We start from the raw sequence: 17482 nt of genomic DNA, 5'->3' as shown, positions 1-17482 counted from the left end.
GGGCTTCCTCCGCTAAAATAGCGGCCTGGCTGGTCTTTATCGGAGGCATTGTGCGCCTCGATCGAAAAATCTCTTCCCTTGAACTGCTGACCTATCGCCACTACCGCATCGTACACGGCGTGCGCATCGGGCTGGCGTTTATTCTGACCTTTCTGCTGATCCGCCTGCTGGCGGTGCCCGAAGGCACCTGGCCGCTGATCACCCTGGTGGTGGTGATGGGGCCGATCTCGTTTTGGGGCAACGTGCTGCAGCGGGCGCTGCAACGCATTGCCGGCACGGTGTTCGGCGCCGCGTCCGGCCTGATCGCCCTGTATCTGGAACTCTATTCGCTGCCGCTGATGCTGGCTTGGTGCGGCGTGGTGATGTTCGTCTGCGGTTACCTGACGCTCGGCAAACGGCCGTATATGGCGCTGCTGGTGGGGATCACGCTGGCGGTGGTATGCGGCGCGGGCGCCGGTGACATGCACACCGCGCTGTGGCGCAGCGGCGACGTGATCTTCGGTTCGCTGCTGGCGCTGCTGTTCACCAGCATCTACCCACAGCGCGCCTACATTCTGTGGCGCATGCAAATGGCGGACTGCCTGCAAACCGCCGCCCGCCTCTACGGCGCGTATTTTTCGCCGAACGTCATTGAGCGGCCGCGGCTGGAGCCGCAGCTCAAGGATCTGTTGAATCAGGTGGTGAAGCTGCGCAGCCTGATCGTGCCCGCCAGCAAGGAAACCCGCATCCCCAAAGCGGTGTTCGAGGCGGTGCAAACCCTCAGCCGCAATTTGGTGTGTACACTGGAGCTGATGGCCGACGCCTACTGGGCCTCGCGCGAAACGCACTTCATCATGTTGAACGCCCGCACGCTGCGCAGTACCCAACTGCTGACGCTGAGCTCGCTGGAATCGCTGGCGGTGCTGATGCGCGAAGGGCCGCAGGCGCAGCGGCAGGCGGTGGCGGGGCAGCTGGCGGAGATCGCCGGCGAGCTGAAAACGCTGATGCAGGAGGTCAGCCTCGGCCAGCACGGCGAAGCGCCGATTTACGGCTACGTTTGGCTCAGCATGGAGCTGGCGCAGCAGTTGGAAGAGTTGGGGGATCTGCTCCAGGTTTGTACCGCCGCCGGGCGTGAATAGGGGGTCAGATCATGAAGGCGGCGCTTTGGGTTTTGGCCGCCGGGGCAAAGTGGGTAAGATAAGGCAATCACTGTTGTGCCGGACCGCCACAAACCTGTATCTTGGTGCCATGTGGCCGTAAGCAAATGAATCTGTGTATTACTAAAGCAAGGGTATAAAGATGGATAATGCAAATAAGCCGAGTTTCCAGGACGTGCTGGAGTTTGTGCGTATGTTCCGCCGCAAAAACAAACTGCAACGCGAGATCGTCGACAACGAAAAGAAAATTCGTGATAACCAGAAGCGCGTGCTGCTGCTCGACAACCTGAGCGAGTACATCAAGCCCGGCATGAGCATTGAAGACATTCAGGGCATCATCGCCAACATGCGCAGCGACTACGAAGATCGCGTTGATGACTACATCATCAAAAATGCCGATCTGTCCAAAGAGCGCCGCGAGCTGTCCAAAAAGCTGAAAGCGATGGGCGAAGTGAAGTAACCCGCTTTATCGGGCCGGGTGCGATGCCTGGCCCGCATTCCTGCCAATCATCTTCTTCCCGCCGTTTCGATCATCTCCCGATCCTCATCGATCCTTTAAATGGGATCGCGATCCGCATTTGTAGCATTTTTAGCCGTAATGTTAACGAACTGTGATTTCGCTCAAATAATTATTTTTGCAGCTTTGGTTATATGTCGCTCTATGTTCACGTTGTCATTTTGAGTTTTCCTGGATGCTTGATGATTAATCAATTGAAATTTATCACTTTATAACGTTTTTTGTTTTTTGTTGGATAAAAATGACAACGTCAACATTAAGAAAATTCAAGCGTTTAACGAGTGTATTGGAGGAAGAGATGAGCCAGTTGCCGGAAAAAATGCGCGCGGTCGTTTGCCACGGCCCGCAGGATTATCGTTTCGAACAGGTGCCTACGCCGCTGCCGAAGGCGCGCGAGCTGGTGATCAAGGTGGAAGGCTGCGGCATCTGCGCCGGCGACTGCAAATGCAAGAACGGCGCGCAGATGTTTTGGGGGGAGAACCCGTGGGTCAAACCGCCGGTGGTGCCGGGGCATGAGTTCTACGGCCGCATCGCCGCGCTGGGCGAGGGCGCGGAAGGCAAATACCGGATCGGCGAGCGGGTGATCGCCGAGCAGATCGTGCCGTGCTGGGAGTGCCGCTACTGCAAATCCGGCAGCTACTGGATGTGTGAGACGCATAACATTTACGGCTTCCAGAAAGACGTGGCGGAGGGCGGCATGGCGGAATACATGCGTTTTTCCGAGAACGCCATCGTGCACAAGATCCCGGAAAGCCTGAGCCATGAAGACGCGGTACTGATTGAGCCGATGGCCTGCGCCATCCACACTGTGGCGCGCGGCGACATCCAGCTGGACGACGTAGTGGTGTTGGCCGGCGCCGGGCCGCTCGGGTTGTGCATGGTGCAGGTGGCGCGCCTGAAAACGCCGAAGAAACTGATCGTGATCGATGCCATCGACGAGCGGCTGGCGCTGGCGAAGGAGTTCGGCGCCGACGTGGTGATCAACCCGCTGAAGGAAGATGCCGACCAGATCGTCAAATCGCTGACCGGCGGCTATGGCTGCGACGTGTACATCGAGGCCACCGGCGCGCCGATCGGCGTCACCCAGGGGCTGCAGATGATCCGCAAGCTGGGCCGCTTCGTGGAGTTCAGCGTATTCGGTAAGGAAACCACCGTCGATTGGTCCATCATCGGCGATCGCAAAGAGCTGGACATTCGCGGCGCGCACCTGGCGCCCTACAGCTATGAAATCGCCATCGACCTGTTCGAGCGCGGGCTGGTGACTTCCAACGGCGTGGTGACCCACAGCTATTCATTGAACGACTGGGACGAAGCCTTCGCCCTGGCGGACTCGACCGACTCCATCAAGGTGATCCTGGTTCCCTGACCCTCCCGCCGTACCGCTGTTGCAGTCACGACCGCCGGCCCGTTCGCAACGGGGGGCCGGTTGGTCGGCCAAACGTAAAGACATGCTGTTGCTCTGATAACCACAACAAGAAGCTTCCCTACAGGAGAATTGGCTATGTTTTCATTATTCAAAAAGACCCTGCCTTTTATCGTCGCCGGTGGAATGTTGGCGGCCAGCCATGGGGCGCTGGCCAAGCAAATCACTATCGGTATGTCGTTCCAGGAAATGAACAACGACTACTTCGTCACCATGAAGCAGGCGCTGGATCAGGCGGCGGCGGATATCGGCGCCAAGGTGTACGTGGCCGATGCGCGCCATGACGTTGCCAAACAGATCGGCGACGTGGAAGACATGCTGCAGAAGAAGGTGGATATCCTGCTGATCAACCCGACCGATTCGGTGGGGGTGCAGTCGGCGGTGATCTCCGCCCATAAGGCCGGCGCGGTGGTGGTGGCGATCGACGCGCAGGCCGAAGGGCCGCTGGATTCGTTCGTCGGCTCGGAAAACTACGACGCCGGCTTCCAGGCGGGCGAATACCTGGCGAAAGCGCTGGGCGGCAAAGGCAAGGTGGCGATCCTCGACGGCATCCCGGTGGTGCCGATCCTGGAGCGCGTGCGCGGCTTTGAAGCGGCGATGAAGAAATACCCCGACATCAAGATCGTCACCAAGCAAAACGGCAAGCAGGAGCGTGACACCGCGCTGACCGTTACCGAAAACATGCTGCAGTCGGCGCCGGATCTGGCGGGTATTTTCAGCGTCAACGACGTCGGCGCGCTCGGCGCCCTGGCGGCGATCGAAAGCAACGGCGCCAAGGTCAAGCTGGTGAGCGTCGACGGCCAGCCGGAAGCCATCAAAGAGATCCTCAAGCCGAATTCGCCGTTCATCGCCACCTCAGCGCAGTTCCCGCGCGACCAGCTGCGCATTGCGCTCGGCATTGCGCTGGCCCGCTACTGGGGCGCCACGGTGCCGAAAACCGTGCCGGTCAAAGTGAAGCTGATCGACCGCAGCAATGCGGCCGGCTTTAGCTGGTAACAGCAGCCGGGTTCGCCCCGCTGCGGCGGGGCGTTCGGTGCGGAGGGCAATACGGTGACACCTTTACTGGAACTGAAGCGAATAAAAAAGAGCTTTCCCGGCGTGAAGGCGCTGGACGGCATCGATCTGGCCATTCAACGCGGCGAGGTGCACGCCCTGCTGGGCGAAAACGGCGCCGGCAAATCGACGCTGGTGAAAATCATGTGTGGCATCTATCAGCCGGACGAGGGCGATATTTTTATCGACGGCGAGCAGCGCCGCTTTAACAACTATCGCCAGGCGATCGAGGCCGGGGTCGGCATTATTTTTCAGGAATTCTCGTTGATTCCCTACATGAGCGCCATCGACAACATCTTCCTCAACCGGGAGATCAGGAACCGCTGGGGCCTGCTGGATCGGCGTGCGATGCGGCGCAAGGCCGAGGCCATTTTCAAGCGGCTGACGGTGGCTATCGATCTCGATTGCCCGGTGGAGCAGCTGAGCGTGGCGCAGCAGCAGTTCGTTGAAATTGCCAAGGCGCTGTCGCTGGAGGCGCGGGTGCTGGTGTTGGATGAGCCGACCGCCACGCTGACGCCGGGCGAGGCCGAGCACCTGTTCAGCGTGATGAACGATCTGCGGCTGCTGGGCGTCGGCATGGTGTTTATCTCGCACCACCTGGACGAGATCTTCACCATCTGCGATCGCATCACCGTGCTGCGCGACGGCACCTACATCGAAACGCTGGCCACCGGCGACACCAACGTGGAAGAGCTGGTGCGGCTGATGGTCGGGCGCAAAATCGAAAACGCCTTCCCGGTGAAACAGCACCCGGTCGATACCGCGACGGTGCTGCTGGAGGCGGAGATCCAGCGCGAGAAGCACGGCGCAACCGACCGCTTCCACCTGCACAAGGGCGAGATCCTCGGCTTCGCCGGGCTGGTGGGCTCCGGGCGCACCGAGACCGTCTCCGCGCTGATCGGCGCCAGCCGCTGCCACCGTAAACGCGTCAGCCTCGGCGGCCAACCGGCGGCGCTGCGCTCTCCGGCGCAGGCGCTGGCGCAGGGTATCGGCCTGCTGCCGGAGAGCCGCAAAACCGAGGGCCTGGTGCTGCCGTTTTCGGTGGCGCAGAACATCACCCTCAATCGGCACCACCGGCGCGGCAAGATCTTCGTCAGCGCCCGCAAGGATCGCGACGTGGTGCAGCGGTTGATCCGCGCCGTGGGCGTGAAAACCCCGGACGCCGAGACCGCCGTCAGCACCCTGAGCGGCGGCAACCAGCAGAAGGTGGTGATCGCCCGCTGGCTCAACAACGACTGCAACATCCTGATCTTCGACGAGCCAACGCGCGGCATTGACGTGGGCGCCAAGGCCGAGATCTACCAGCTGATGCAGCAACTGACCCAGCAGGGCATCTCCATCATCATGATTTCTTCCGAACTGCCGGAGATCATCGGCGTGTGCGACCGCGTGCTGGTGTTTCGCGGTGGCCACATCGTTGCCGAGCTGACCGGCGACGACATCGAATCCAACCACATCATGCTTCACGCGACCGGGAGTGCCTTATGATCGGAATTGAACAACCCGCCGTGGCGCGCCGTGCCGCCGGCACCAGCCTCGGCAAGCGCTGGGAAAAACTGCTGCATCACCCGGCGGTCTTGCCGTTTATCGGCTTCGCTGTCCTGTTCGTATTGATGAGCCTGTTGAACGACAGCTTCCTCAGCGTCAACAACCTAACCAACGTGGCGCGCCAGGTGTCTATCAATGCCATCATCGCGGTGGGCATGACCTGCGCCATCTTGACCGGCGGCATCGATCTCTCGGTGGGGCCGGTGATGGCGCTGGCCGGCTCGGTCGCCGCCGGGCTGATGCTGGCAGCGGTGCCGATCCCGCTGGCGATGGTGGCGGCGCTGGCGGTCGGCGCGCTGTTCGGCCTGGCCAACGGCGCCTGCATCGCCTACCTGCGCATGCCGCCGATCATCGTCACCCTGGCGTCGATGGGCATCGCCCGCGGCCTGGCGCTGCTCTATACCGGCGGCTACCCAATCTCCGGCCTGCCCGACGTCTTCGCGTTCTTCGGCCGCGGCACGGTGCTGGGCATTCAGGTGCCGATCCTGATCATGCTCGGCGTGTATGTGCTGGCCTGGCTGATGCTCAACCAGCTGCCGTTCGGCCGCTACGTGTACGCGATGGGCGGCAACGAAGAGGCGGCGCGCCTGAGCGGCATCCGCGTGCCGCGCTACAAGATGCTGGTGTACGTGATCAGCGGCCTGACCGCCGCGCTGGCCGGGCTGGTGTTGACCTCGCGCCTGATGAGCGGGCAGCCCAACGCCGGCGAAGGCTTCGAGCTGGACGCCATCGCCGCCGTAGTGCTGGGCGGGGCGGCGATCTCCGGCGGGCGCGGCGCCATCATCGGCACGCTGGTGGGGGCGATGATGCTCGGGGTGCTCAACAACGGCCTCAATCTGATGAACGTGTCGCCATATATCCAGAACGTGGTGAAGGGCGGCATCATCCTGGCCGCCATCTACCTCAGTTCCGTGCGGCGCAAATAGGAGGCGCGATGTCAGTCTTTCTTGGCATAGACGTCGGCGGCACGGTGATCAAGGCCGGGCTGTACCGGGCAAGCGGCGAAGAGCTGGCGATCGCCGAGCGCGACGGCGCGGCGATTGCCGCCCAGCCGGGCTTCAGCGAACGCAATATGGACGCGCTGTGGGATGACGTTTGCGCGGCGATCCGCCAGACGCTGCACGCGGCGGGGTTGGAGGCCGGGCAGGTGCGCGGCGTCAGCTTTTCGGCGCACGGCAAAGGGCTGTACGCCATCGACCGGTACGGCAAGCCGGTCGGCAACGGCATCCTCTCTTCGGACAACCGCGCGGCGGCCACGGCGGCTGAGCTGCGCTGCGCCGGGGTGGACGCGCAGACCTACCCGCGCAGCCTGCAGCCGCTGTGGCCCAGCCACCCGGCGCTGCTGCTGCGCTGGCTGAAGCAGCGGCAACCGGCGCAGTACGCCGCCGTCGATCGCATCCTGATGGCGCACGACTACCTGCGCTTTCGCCTCACCGGCGAGGCGGCGGCCGAAGTGACCAACATCTCCGGCAGCAACCTGTTCAATCAACACAGCGGCGCTTACGATCCGGCGCTGATGGCGGCCTTCGGCATCGAAGAGGCACAGGAGAAGACCGCGCCGGTGATCGGCTCGGCGCAGCTGGCCGGGCGGGTGACGGCCGCTGCGGCGGTGCAGTGTGGCCTGCGCGCGGGCACTGCGGTGTACGGCGGCCTGTTCGACGTGGTGGGCGCGGCGCTCAGCTCCGGCGTGGCCGACGATCGCACGCTCAGCGCGGTGGCGGGCACCTGGTCGATCGCCACCTGCGTGACCGAGCGCATCATGCCCGCCGATTACCCCTACGCCTGGGGGCGCTACTGCATCGACGGCCGCTATTTCGTGCACGAAGGCAGCCCGACCTCGGCCGGCAACCTGGCCTGGTTCCTGCGCCAGTTCTGCGCCGACGATCGGCAGCGCTATGCCCAGTTCAATGCCTGGGTGGCCGAGCGCCGCGAGCAGCCCAGCGGGCTGCTGTTCCTGCCTTATCTGTACGGCTCCAACCTCGGCGGCAACACGCCGGGTGGGCTGATCGGCCTGAGCGCCCACCACGAGATGGCGGACGTGGTGCAGGCGATCTACCAGGGCATCGTGTTCTCGCACCTGATCCATCAGGAGCGCATGGTGCAGCTGAACCCGCGCATCGAGCGGGTGCGCATGACCGGCGGGCCGACGCAGTCCGAGGTCTGGATGCAGATGTACGCCGACGCCGGCAACCTGCCGCTCGAGGTGGTGGAAACGCGCCAGAGCGGCTGCCGCGCCGCCGCCCTGTGCGCCGCCGTCGGCGCCGGGGAGTACGCCGGGTTCGCCGAAGCGATCGCCGCCGCGCCGCCCAAGCTGCGCTGTTATTATCCCGCGACCGCCGCCCACCGGCGCCTGCGCGCCCAGCAGGCGCGCTATCTGGCGGTCGCTCAGGCTTTGAGTGAGGTGACTGATGCAAACGACTAACGCCGCCTGTCTGGGGCTGTATGAAAAGGCGCTGCCCGCCGATCTGAGCTGGCCGCAGCGGCTGGCCACCGCCGCCGAGCTGGGCTTTGAGTTCGTAGAGATGTCGATCGACGAACAGCCGGCGCGCCAGCAGCGGCTGGATTGGGATCGCCGCCAGCGGCTGGCGTTTATCCAGGCGCGACTCGACAGCGGGGTGACGGTGCCGAGCCTGTGCCTGTCGGCGCACCGGCGCGACCCGTTCGGCAGCGCCGACGCCGCCACCCGCGAGCGGGCGCGGGTGCTGATGAGCAAAGCGCTGGAACTGGCGACGGATCTCGGCATCCGCAACATCCAACTGGCGGGTTACGACGTCTATTACGAACCCGCCGATCGCCACAGCCGCGAACGCTTTATCGAGGGCATGCAGTGGGCGGCGGCGCAGGCCGCCAGAGCGCAGGTGATGCTGTCGGTGGAGGTGATGGACACGCCGTTCATCAACAGCATCAGCAAATGGCGCGACATCGCCCGCCACGTCAACAGCCCGTGGTTCACGGTGTATCCCGATCTCGGCAACCTCAGCGCCTGGGGTAACGATGTCGCCGCCGAGCTGGCGCTGGGCATCGGCAGCATCACCGCCGTGCACCTCAAAGACACCGTCGCGGTGGGGCCGGGCAGCGCCGGGCAGTTCCGCGACGTGCCGTTCGGCGAAGGCTGCGTGGATTTCGCCCACGCCTTTTCCGTGCTCAACGCGCTCGGCTATCGCGGCCCCTACCTGCTGGAGATGTGGGCGCGCGAAGACGGGCAGGATAAGCAACGCATCGCCCAGGCCAAGGCCTGGATCGAACAACAGATGATCGAGGGAGGCATCGCATGCTGAACGAACTCAAGCGGCAGGTGCTGGCCGCCAACCTCAGCCTGCCGGCATACGGGCTGGTGACCTTTACCTGGGGCAACGTCTCGGCGATCGATCGCCAGAGCGGGCTGGTGGTGATCAAGCCTTCGGGCATCGCCTACGAGGCGATGACGCTGGAGGATTTGGTGGTGGTGGATCTGGAGGGCAAGGTGCGCGAAGGGCACCGTAAACCCTCATCCGATACCGCCACCCACCTGGCGCTGTACCGCGCCTTCGCCGATATCGGCGGCGTGGTGCACACCCACAGCCGCAACGCCACCATCTGGGCGCAGGCCGGGCAGCCGATCCCGGCGCTGGGCACCACCCACGCCGACTACTTTTACGGCGACATTCCCTGCACCCGGCCGATGAGCGAGGCGGAGATCGCCGGCGATTACGAGGGGGAAACCGGCAAGGTGATTATCGAGACCTTCAATCAGGCGGGGCGCGATCCGCAGCAGGTGCCGGGGGTGCTGGTCTATTCCCACGGCCCGTTTGCCTGGGGCAAGGACGCGGCGGATGCGGTGCACAACGCGGTGGTGCTGGAAGAGGTGGCGATCATGGCGATGGCGACGCGCCAGCTGGCGCCGGCTATCGCCCCGATGCAGCCGGAGCTGCTGGACAAACATTTCCTGCGCAAGCACGGCAAACACGCCTACTACGGGCAATAGCGCCCGTCAGCGATTCAACAGCGAGCCGGTGAAGAACTCTCTGCGCACCGGCAACTCGCCGCGCGGGCTGTTAATGGCGCTGAACAGCAGCTCCGCGGCGATCTCCCCCAGTTTTTGCGTATCGTGATACACCCCCGGAATATGCAGGCCGTAAGCGCCGGCGCGCGGCGGTTCGTCTATCGAGAAGAATTTCACCTGCTGATAGAGCCCCATCTCGTGGCAGATGGCGATGGCGCCCAGCGTGATGATGCCGTTCAGGCCGATGATGCAATCCGGGCGGTTCTCCGGCTGCGCCAAATAGGTGCGCACCTCGCTCTCTTGCGAGGTGAAATCGTAGTCGCCGTTGATGATGTGAATCTCACGGCCGCTGCCCTGCAGCGCCGCGACGATGCCGGCGGTGCGCGTTAAGGTGATCTCCGAATCCGCCGGGCCGCCGATAATCAGCAGCTTCTGCTCCGGCTGCTCCGCCAGATAGCGCCCGGCCAGCACGCCGATCTCGCGGTTATCGAGGAACACGCCGCTCAGCTGCTGATCGTAGAGATCGCGGTCGATCAGGATCAGTGGCACGCCATACACCTCGGCCAGCTCGAGATAGGCGGGGCGGTAGCGCTTGTCGTCGCGCACCGCCGAGAGCAGGATGCCGCGCGCCTTGTAGCCGAACAGCGCCTGAATGGCGCGCATTTCCGCCTCTTCGCTGCCGTCGGTGTCGAACAGCATGATCTGATAGCCCTGCTGGCGTGCAATGCGCGACACGGTCTTGATCAGGCCGGAATAGAACGGGTTGTACATGCTGCTGGTGACGATGCCGATAATCTGGCTGCTGCTGCTTTTCAGCCCCTGCGCGAAGGCGTTGGGCACATAGTTCAGCTCTTTGGCGATGGCGTGAATGCGCTCACGGGTTTCCGGCTTGACCAGCTCGGGCTTATTGAAGGCGCGGGAAACGGTGATATTGGTCACCCTGGCGCGGCGGGCGATATCCACGATAGTGGCATTGGGATTGGCTTTCGACACCGTCTTTCCTTGCGTTATGCCTCAACAGATCCCTTATTGTAGGGAAAGGGCGAGGGCGGTGCTAGGGGGGAGTTGGGGGAGAGACTTTCGTGGGGAAGGGAAAATAACGAAATGAAAACGAAGATAATAATTTCATTTATTTATTAATTACGAATTAAATGATTTTTATGTGGCTATATTTTGTTGGCGGTGAATTTGATAAGGTGTTTCTCATGGCCGAAGTTAGGTATCAATGGCTGCTTTGTGACGGAGCGGACGTTTGTGATTCTGGAAGCACATCTTATGATGCGGCCACTTTTTGTCGACCACTTCAGATCAAGTGCCTACCTGTGTGGACGACTTCACGAAGAAATGTCTGACAATGACCTTCGCATTCGGTATTCCAAGCACTCAGGTCACGCGTATCCTGGACCGCATTGCACTATTTCGAGGCTATCCGGCGACCATAAGAACTGACCTTCACTTGCCACGTCCTGGATCAATGGCTTTTGAGCATGGTGTTGAGTTACGCTTAATCCCGTCGCCGGGCAAGCCAACGCAGAACGAATTTATTGAGAGGTTTAACGCACGATTCAGAGATGAGTGCCTGAATGAGCACTGGTTCAGCGATATCGCTCACACCAGGAAAACGATTAATGACTGGCGGCAGGATTATCACGAGTGCCATTCCCATTCATCACTGGATTACCAGATGCCCGCGGAATTTGCAGCCAGGCTGAAGCCGGTTATTCCTGATTATGACTGGAGCACGTTCGGGGTCAGGGGCAAGCTAACCGGCATTACTAACTGAAGGTGGTATCAAAATCAGGGGGCAGGTCATTGATTTGATGATTGTTGAGTATTGAATAAATTTGAAATCTAAAATAAATGGCATTAAGCTCTAAGTTGTTGTACTTTAATGTTTTTAGATATAATTGGTCCTAGAGTTTACCCAACAGGATTGAATGAGTTAAAAAATGGCAGAAACACAATTTAAAAGCCCATTATTTGATGCGTCAGCGACATGGAATGGTTTTTCCTACCAAGGAAAAATTGGGCTCTATGTATGTCTAAAAATAATTTCCGATGCTTTAAATAGAAAAGCAAACATAGATGAGTTTTGTTGTAGATATAGTATTCAATTTGAGTGGTTGGAAGATTTCTCTATACTCAAAGATGATATATATGTTAGCCATCATCAAGTTAAGCATTATAATGAAGTGGCATTTAGTAAATATATAGATGCATTTATTACTATTATGTCGAGACAGCAAGGTCGAATATCCGAAAGTGATCTGTTTAAATATGTCAATCACTATGCTCAGGTACATACTAAAGGTTTTAATAAAGATAGTTACATTGAAATATTAGTTGATAATTTAATTAAACATAATATAGTTAATCAAGAGCGTTTCGCAACAGGGAATAAAATCTCTAAAATATCAAATTATCACTCTGATGTAGCAACAGCTATAAATCTGTACTTGGATGATCTTGACGTTATAAGTAAACAATTTTCAGGTGGATGTATTTATGTTCATACATCTAAAGAGATAATGCAACCAGATAAAGATATATGTGAATATTCGGACGTAATAAGATCGAAAGTGATTTTAAAGACAAACGAAAAAAATACATTAAAAAGCCATAATATACTATGCTCGCTTGACATTGACATTGACACTGAATATGAATTAGCTCTCGATGACGAATCATTAGCGAAAAAGTTGCTTGGTTTAGCTAAAGAAATTCTGCAACATCTAAAACCAGATCTCAACACCACTGATGATGTATTAATTATCTATATTGCTGTATTAAAGAGCAAAGTTGATGAATATATTAAACAGCGGCATCAAAACCTAAGTAATCCAGATGCCGTACGGCTGACTGAAAAAATAAAACAAAAACTATCATTTTCAGAAATTTTAGAATTATTAAAAATGGAAATTATCGATGAGTCAAAGGATGAATATTGGGAACTAATTTGCCGTGAAAATTTTGAGAATGCATTCCAAAAGCAAATTGATTCACTAGATGAGGAAAACTTGGCAGAACGCAATAATCTTAATAGGCATTATAAAACCACTTATGAAAGATATATAAAACAAGGAAGGTTGGTTTTTTTGTTGAAAGAACTAAAACCACACTTATCTATCGATAGGCAATCAAATAAAAGTAATTATTATCAACAGCAGATTGCAGCAGAAAACGATATTAGCGCGGCATTTTTAAACTTCCTGGAAAATCTACACATAGAACATGATGATTGTCTCTTATTCGCCAAAAATGGTAAACATTTCCAAGCAAGTACCATCAGCGTCAACAATTCAAATAAACGTGTTGTAGAACAAGCCATCACAGCTCTAAAAATAGATTTTAAAAATGAATTTATTTATTTAAATAAAGATACGGATTTTATTGTTATTGACTCACCAAATAATACGAGTTTTTCAGGCCGCCTTGAAAAATTTGTAGAGGTACCTAACGTACTTAACTATAAAGTTATAGATGAGCCTCATATAACCTCAACCAAAGATATTACCTTTGTACATTATGTGCTAGCACAGGAAAAATTAAATGAATAAGGATCTTTTCAGCATTATCACTCAATTATTGCTAGAGTTAGAATTAAATGCTGGGATGTTCAGTTTAGCTGAGAACAGTATCACAACATTGGAATCAAAAAATATCATGCTAGTAAGAAAAGCAAGCATGGGGGATTATTTTTTACTGGCGGAAATCCAAGCATCTGAACTACATTTCGTGAATCGTGATTTGCAAACTAGTTTAATGTCGCACCTAAATAGCTTACTCTCCGATACTGGAGTTGTTGATTTGCAATTTTTAAACGGGGTGTCAAAATTAAAAATAGATAATCATTTCGAGAAAAATACAACTTTATTGTTATTCATGAAAAAAAAAGATGATATTAATAAACTTCTTACAAAAATTACTGAAATAGAAGAAGATGAATACTTTTTCAAAAAACAAGTCGTACTATTCTCTGATGACTTTCTAAGCAATTTGGTGAGTGAAGTAACTAAGTCAACGAGTTGTAAGATAACTACATATCTACAAAATTCTATGAATAATACTGATAAGTTCAAAGAATTCATAACAAATCCAAATAATGATACTGACTATGCAGGATGCGCCCAGCTTTTTGAAAAACTACCTTTTTTACACTTGAACATATCTAGCTCGGAATCAAATTCACTGCAAAGTATGATAGAAAATGACCTTTTGTCAAATACAAAAAGATACAGTATAAGAAATAATAACGTACAAGATAATAATGATTCTACCTCACAGGACATAGTTAAGAACCTTAGTGATATTGTCTTGGAAGCGTTAAAATATTCGTCAGAAATAGAAAAGACTAGTGGTAACTTAGATGTTGAAGCACTACTAATCAAATTACAAGGAAATTGATTTTATGAATGATTTTAAGATTGGTCGATTGCTCATTAAAAATTTCAAGTCGTACACTGAAGAATTTTCCTATAATTTTGCGAAACAAGATTTGATTGTTCTAGATGGTCCTAATGGTTTTGGTAAAACAACAATATTTGATGCTATTGAAATAGCGCTTACAGGTACTGTTAGTCGATTTAAAGATTCTAAAAATATTGATACGAAAACAAGAAATAAAAACATGTTGATATCAACTAATGGAGTCGAAGGCGATCCCGCTTTCGTGGTTTTAGAATTAATTGATAATAGCAACTCATTAATCATTGGCACTTATATTGAGGCTAAAAAAGCACAAAACAAAGAATGGTCTAATCATATTTTTCGAGGATTATTAAAATATTGGCCTGATAATGTAAACGATATAATTCCAGAAATAAAGATCGGTAATGACGATGTAGCGGAACAGTTACAGCGAACGTTAAAATTTAAAGAATTGCCTAAAATGTTTAATGTATTCAATTACATTCAACAAGAAGAAACTTTGCATTTTCTTAAGCTCGATGAGAAATCGAGGTTTAAACAAGTAGATCACTTATTTGGCATTGACAATGAAAAGAATGCATTAGCACAATTAGAAAAATTAAAAGACGCAGTGAAAAGTAAGCTGTCATCCTTAGGTTTAGAAAAACAAGAAAAAGAGATACAACTTGAAAATATTAAATCTGATAACAGTGAAGCAAACGTAGTTGCTCTATCTGGTACTACAATAAAATCGCTAGATAAAAACGTTACAATTGAAAATCTTGAAAAGTATAAATCTGCGCTTCTTCAATGCAAATATATCTTGAGTGATGAAGGTAAGGAAAATTGGCCACTTATCAAGCAAAGATATGAAGTTAAATCATTGCTTCAGGCTGATAGTAAAACAGCAATAAAAAACTTGCTTCTTTTTGCTAAAATATCTGAGTTTAGCTATATTGAGTCATTAAGTAATCATATTCTCTGGATTAGCAGTACTACCAATAAATGCAATGATTATAGAGAATTAAAAAATTTAGATATAACTGAGAATATAAGCATTACAGAAAATTTATTAAATAATATTAAAAAATATTTTTCGGGCCTGTATAATGAAAATGAAGCCAATGTTAATAATTATAATGCTCTTGTAAATGCCCAAAGTACAACCGAAAAAATTTTAACCAGTATAAACAACTCAAGTGAAATGCTAATTAAAAAGTTTAAAGAATACTACCATGAAGAAGGTGAAACCATTGAGCATTCGGACCATAAAGGCGTCGATTGTCCATTATGTGGGCAATCATATGAGGGTTTAATCGAACTTAATGATGCATATAAAAAACAAAAGGCTGTTTTTGAAAAATTACAAACAGATACAGGTGAAAAGCTAAAATTGGCTTATGAAAAAGTCATAGATGAATTAATTTCACCTGTTATTCAACGAAGTAAAATTCGTCATGAAAGATACAGTTATTTTGATAACACTTACAAAAACGTATTGAGAGAACGCCAGATTAGCAAAAAGAGCTTCGATGAAATGTTAAAAATTAAAGTTTGGTTTGATCGTCATCTTGCAGAATACAGTGAGCACACTTGTTCAAGCTTATTTTATGTAGATTATCCCATTGAGGAAAAGTATATTGAAATTAAAAATCTTTTAGAAACTTTAGATAGCGAGCTTTCAGTCAAAGTAAATGATGACCTTGAGGTTATTAAAAGGGAGTTAGATTACATTGGAGTAGATACGAATATAGAACTTAGTGATTGGCCTTTTTCATTAGATAATGTTACGAACGATATTATTTATGTTGAAAACCAATTTAAACTTTTAAAAGATATTGAATACAGAAAGCTGAAAGATGAAATAATGGAATGTGAAACAGGCGTTACCAACTACAAAAATATACTAGCCGCAATAAATGATGGACATAAAATATATAAAGATAAAATTTCTCGCTATGAAAAGGAAATAGCCAAAAAAATACAAATACCTTTTTACAATATTAGCAGTAAGATCTTACAAACAAGACTTGAATCAGGGGGGGCAGCCAGTGGTGTTATCTTGGTGGCACCGGATAAGTTGAACAATAATGGTTATTATCGTTTTTGTTCAAATATCAGCGCAGAGCATGATGCTTGGAGTACAATGAGTTCTGGCCAGCTAGCTGGTGTCATTATAGCTTTTATGCTAGCGATGAATAAAGTATTCCCCACAGGGCTAAAAACGTTATTAATCGATGATCCAATTCAAAGTATGGATGACATAAATATGGCATCATTTGTTCAATTGTTGAGGGAAGAATTTATGGACTATCAAGTGATAATGTCTACTCATGAAAGTAGAATTGCAAATTATGTTTCCTATAAATATAAAACATCTGGCTTAAACACATTGGCCATCAACTTAAAAAGTGAGAAGAAAAATAGAGTATTAATTTGATAATTATTGGCGAGACGATTCACGTAATTTCGTGGTTTGTGAAGGTTTTTCTTATTTTTTGAAATTCAGAGGTAGTTGGCAAAGATGGAAAAGATAGATTGATAATATCCGCTTGCATTTCAACGAAGATTATTATAATGGCCACGGCCTTGTTCTGTTATTGACAGAGGGCTGCTGTTACTATATGTATCCCTGTAAAAGAAACTATTCACTTTAACAGATATGCCAACGTCCGCTCCTCGCTCAGAGCAGACCTAGCATCGTTCTGAGTGATGAGTTCCAAAAGATGATGTTGCTAACACCGTCGTGTGTTGATTAAAGAGGAAAATGTCAACGCTTTGCAGGAAGTACAAGAAGATAATTTAATGAGGTAGACCAGCAAACTAATAACCAATTATCGATTGCTGGTCTTACAGAAGCTCACTAAGAGAGTTTGAGTGCTAGCGTTGTACAATTTGACCGTTGGAATCCAACCACATTCCATCAGATAGATACACCATTTCCCCGGGGTCATTTGTTACCTGCAGGTCATGGTAAATTGAAGTAAGTTCGTTTTCGCGCGAAGGCACAATATCGTCGTTTCCAAAAATCATATCTTGGTACTGCGACCAGTTTTGGCGAATTCCGAAATACATATCAACATCATAATCCTGCATTCTTAGTTCATCATCTGAAGTTACATTCAACGTCTTTTTTAGACCGATAATGTTAAAGATCCACTTCCTCCCACTTTTAATGAAGTATGCCCCCGTATAAGCCTCTTGGTCTGGTACTGCCTCATAACCTAAATTTAAAGCTAACTGAATTTGTTCTGCCAATGTAAGAGACTTTTCCCATCCATCCATACTTGTTTACCTGTTTACTGTACGAAAGCGATATAATAAAGCATTATTGATAACCATGACCTAAGTAAACTTAACTAAATATGTATTATAAGATCATTTTACCAAACCTGTTCCCAGCATAAGGTCCGCTC

14 protein-coding genes and 1 pseudogene are annotated in these 17482 nt (G+C 51.9%); 13 read left to right on the top strand and 2 right to left on the bottom strand.

Going from position 1 to position 17482, the window contains the following annotated elements; genetic code table 11:
* Positions 1–50: 50 nt before the first annotated feature.
* From ACSJLU_RS16560 to araD, 9 genes are all read left to right on the top strand, one after another.
* Positions 51–1118, top strand: coding sequence for an FUSC family protein (locus ACSJLU_RS16560; protein ID WP_025303520.1), 1068 nt, complete (start codon positions 51–53; stop codon positions 1116–1118).
* A 160-nt stretch (positions 1119–1278) separates the two neighbouring features.
* Positions 1279–1596, top strand: coding sequence for a PTS system regulator TmaR (gene tmaR, locus ACSJLU_RS16555; RefSeq protein WP_004935612.1), 318 nt, complete (start codon positions 1279–1281; stop codon positions 1594–1596).
* 355 nt (positions 1597–1951) lie between these two features.
* On the top strand, positions 1952–3019 hold the full coding sequence (locus tag ACSJLU_RS16550) for an erythritol/L-threitol dehydrogenase (RefSeq protein ID WP_016927009.1): 1068 nt from the start codon (positions 1952–1954) through the stop codon (positions 3017–3019).
* 135 nt (positions 3020–3154) lie between these two features.
* Entirely contained in the window at positions 3155–4072 is a 918-nt protein-coding gene (locus ACSJLU_RS16545) for an ABC transporter substrate-binding protein (protein WP_015378502.1), read from the top strand.
* A gap of 54 nt (positions 4073–4126) precedes the next feature.
* Positions 4127–5617 carry a sugar ABC transporter ATP-binding protein gene (locus ACSJLU_RS16540; RefSeq protein WP_079450654.1) on the top strand — a complete coding sequence of 497 codons (1491 nt, stop codon included), beginning with the start codon at positions 4127–4129 and terminating at the stop codon, positions 5615–5617.
* Positions 5614–6603 (top strand): ABC transporter permease, encoded by a 990-nt coding sequence (locus ACSJLU_RS16535; RefSeq protein WP_164063963.1) that lies wholly within the window; start codon positions 5614–5616, stop codon positions 6601–6603. The genes ACSJLU_RS16540 and ACSJLU_RS16535 overlap by 4 nt, the downstream gene beginning before the upstream one ends.
* 8 nt (positions 6604–6611) lie before the next feature.
* Complete coding sequence (locus tag ACSJLU_RS16530; RefSeq protein WP_164063965.1) at positions 6612–8099, top strand: FGGY-family carbohydrate kinase; 1488 nt, start codon at positions 6612–6614, stop codon at positions 8097–8099.
* Positions 8086–8955, top strand: a complete 870-nt coding sequence (locus ACSJLU_RS16525; protein WP_046687461.1) for an L-ribulose-5-phosphate 3-epimerase — start codon at positions 8086–8088, stop codon at positions 8953–8955. Before ACSJLU_RS16530 ends, ACSJLU_RS16525 begins: the two co-directional genes overlap by 14 nt.
* Positions 8949–9641, top strand: coding sequence for an L-ribulose-5-phosphate 4-epimerase (gene araD, locus ACSJLU_RS16520; RefSeq protein ID WP_033632583.1), 693 nt, complete (start codon positions 8949–8951; stop codon positions 9639–9641). Before ACSJLU_RS16525 ends, araD begins: the two co-directional genes overlap by 7 nt.
* Before the next feature lie 6 nt (positions 9642–9647).
* Here araD and ACSJLU_RS16515 read toward each other — a convergent pair whose 3' ends face one another.
* Positions 9648–10652 carry a LacI family DNA-binding transcriptional regulator gene (locus ACSJLU_RS16515; protein WP_197837178.1) on the bottom strand — a complete coding sequence of 335 codons (1005 nt, stop codon included), beginning with the start codon at positions 10650–10652 and terminating at the stop codon, positions 9648–9650.
* A 325-nt stretch (positions 10653–10977) separates the two neighbouring features.
* Here ACSJLU_RS16515 and ACSJLU_RS16510 point away from each other — a divergent pair.
* The 4 genes and pseudogenes from ACSJLU_RS16510 to ACSJLU_RS16495 all read left to right on the top strand — a co-directional run.
* Positions 10978–11442: pseudogene (locus tag ACSJLU_RS16510) on the top strand (integrase core domain-containing protein); the annotation flags it as partial.
* A gap of 166 nt (positions 11443–11608) precedes the next feature.
* Complete coding sequence (locus tag ACSJLU_RS16505; protein WP_380824594.1) at positions 11609–13216, top strand: hypothetical protein; 1608 nt, start codon at positions 11609–11611, stop codon at positions 13214–13216.
* The gene (locus ACSJLU_RS16500) at positions 13209–14063 is read left to right on the top strand and encodes an ABC-three component system middle component 1 (protein ID WP_380824596.1); all 855 of its coding nucleotides are present in this window, start codon (positions 13209–13211) and stop codon (positions 14061–14063) included. Before ACSJLU_RS16505 ends, ACSJLU_RS16500 begins: the two co-directional genes overlap by 8 nt.
* A 4-nt stretch (positions 14064–14067) precedes the next feature.
* Positions 14068–16506: an AAA family ATPase gene (locus ACSJLU_RS16495; protein ID WP_197837175.1), complete on the top strand. Its 2439-nt coding sequence runs from the start codon at positions 14068–14070 to the stop codon at positions 16504–16506.
* A 440-nt stretch (positions 16507–16946) separates the two neighbouring features.
* On the opposite strand, the gene ACSJLU_RS16490 is transcribed toward ACSJLU_RS16495, so the two are convergent.
* Positions 16947–17351 (bottom strand): hypothetical protein, encoded by a 405-nt coding sequence (locus ACSJLU_RS16490; RefSeq protein WP_197837174.1) that lies wholly within the window; start codon positions 17349–17351, stop codon positions 16947–16949.
* Positions 17352–17482: the final 131 nt, after the last annotated feature.

This window comes from Serratia bockelmannii (assembly GCF_051803255.1).
GTDB classification, from domain to species: domain Bacteria; phylum Pseudomonadota; class Gammaproteobacteria; order Enterobacterales; family Enterobacteriaceae; genus Serratia; species Serratia bockelmannii.
The sequence above is the reverse complement of the archived record's forward strand: the minus strand, read 5'-3'. Positions and strand labels throughout refer to the sequence as shown.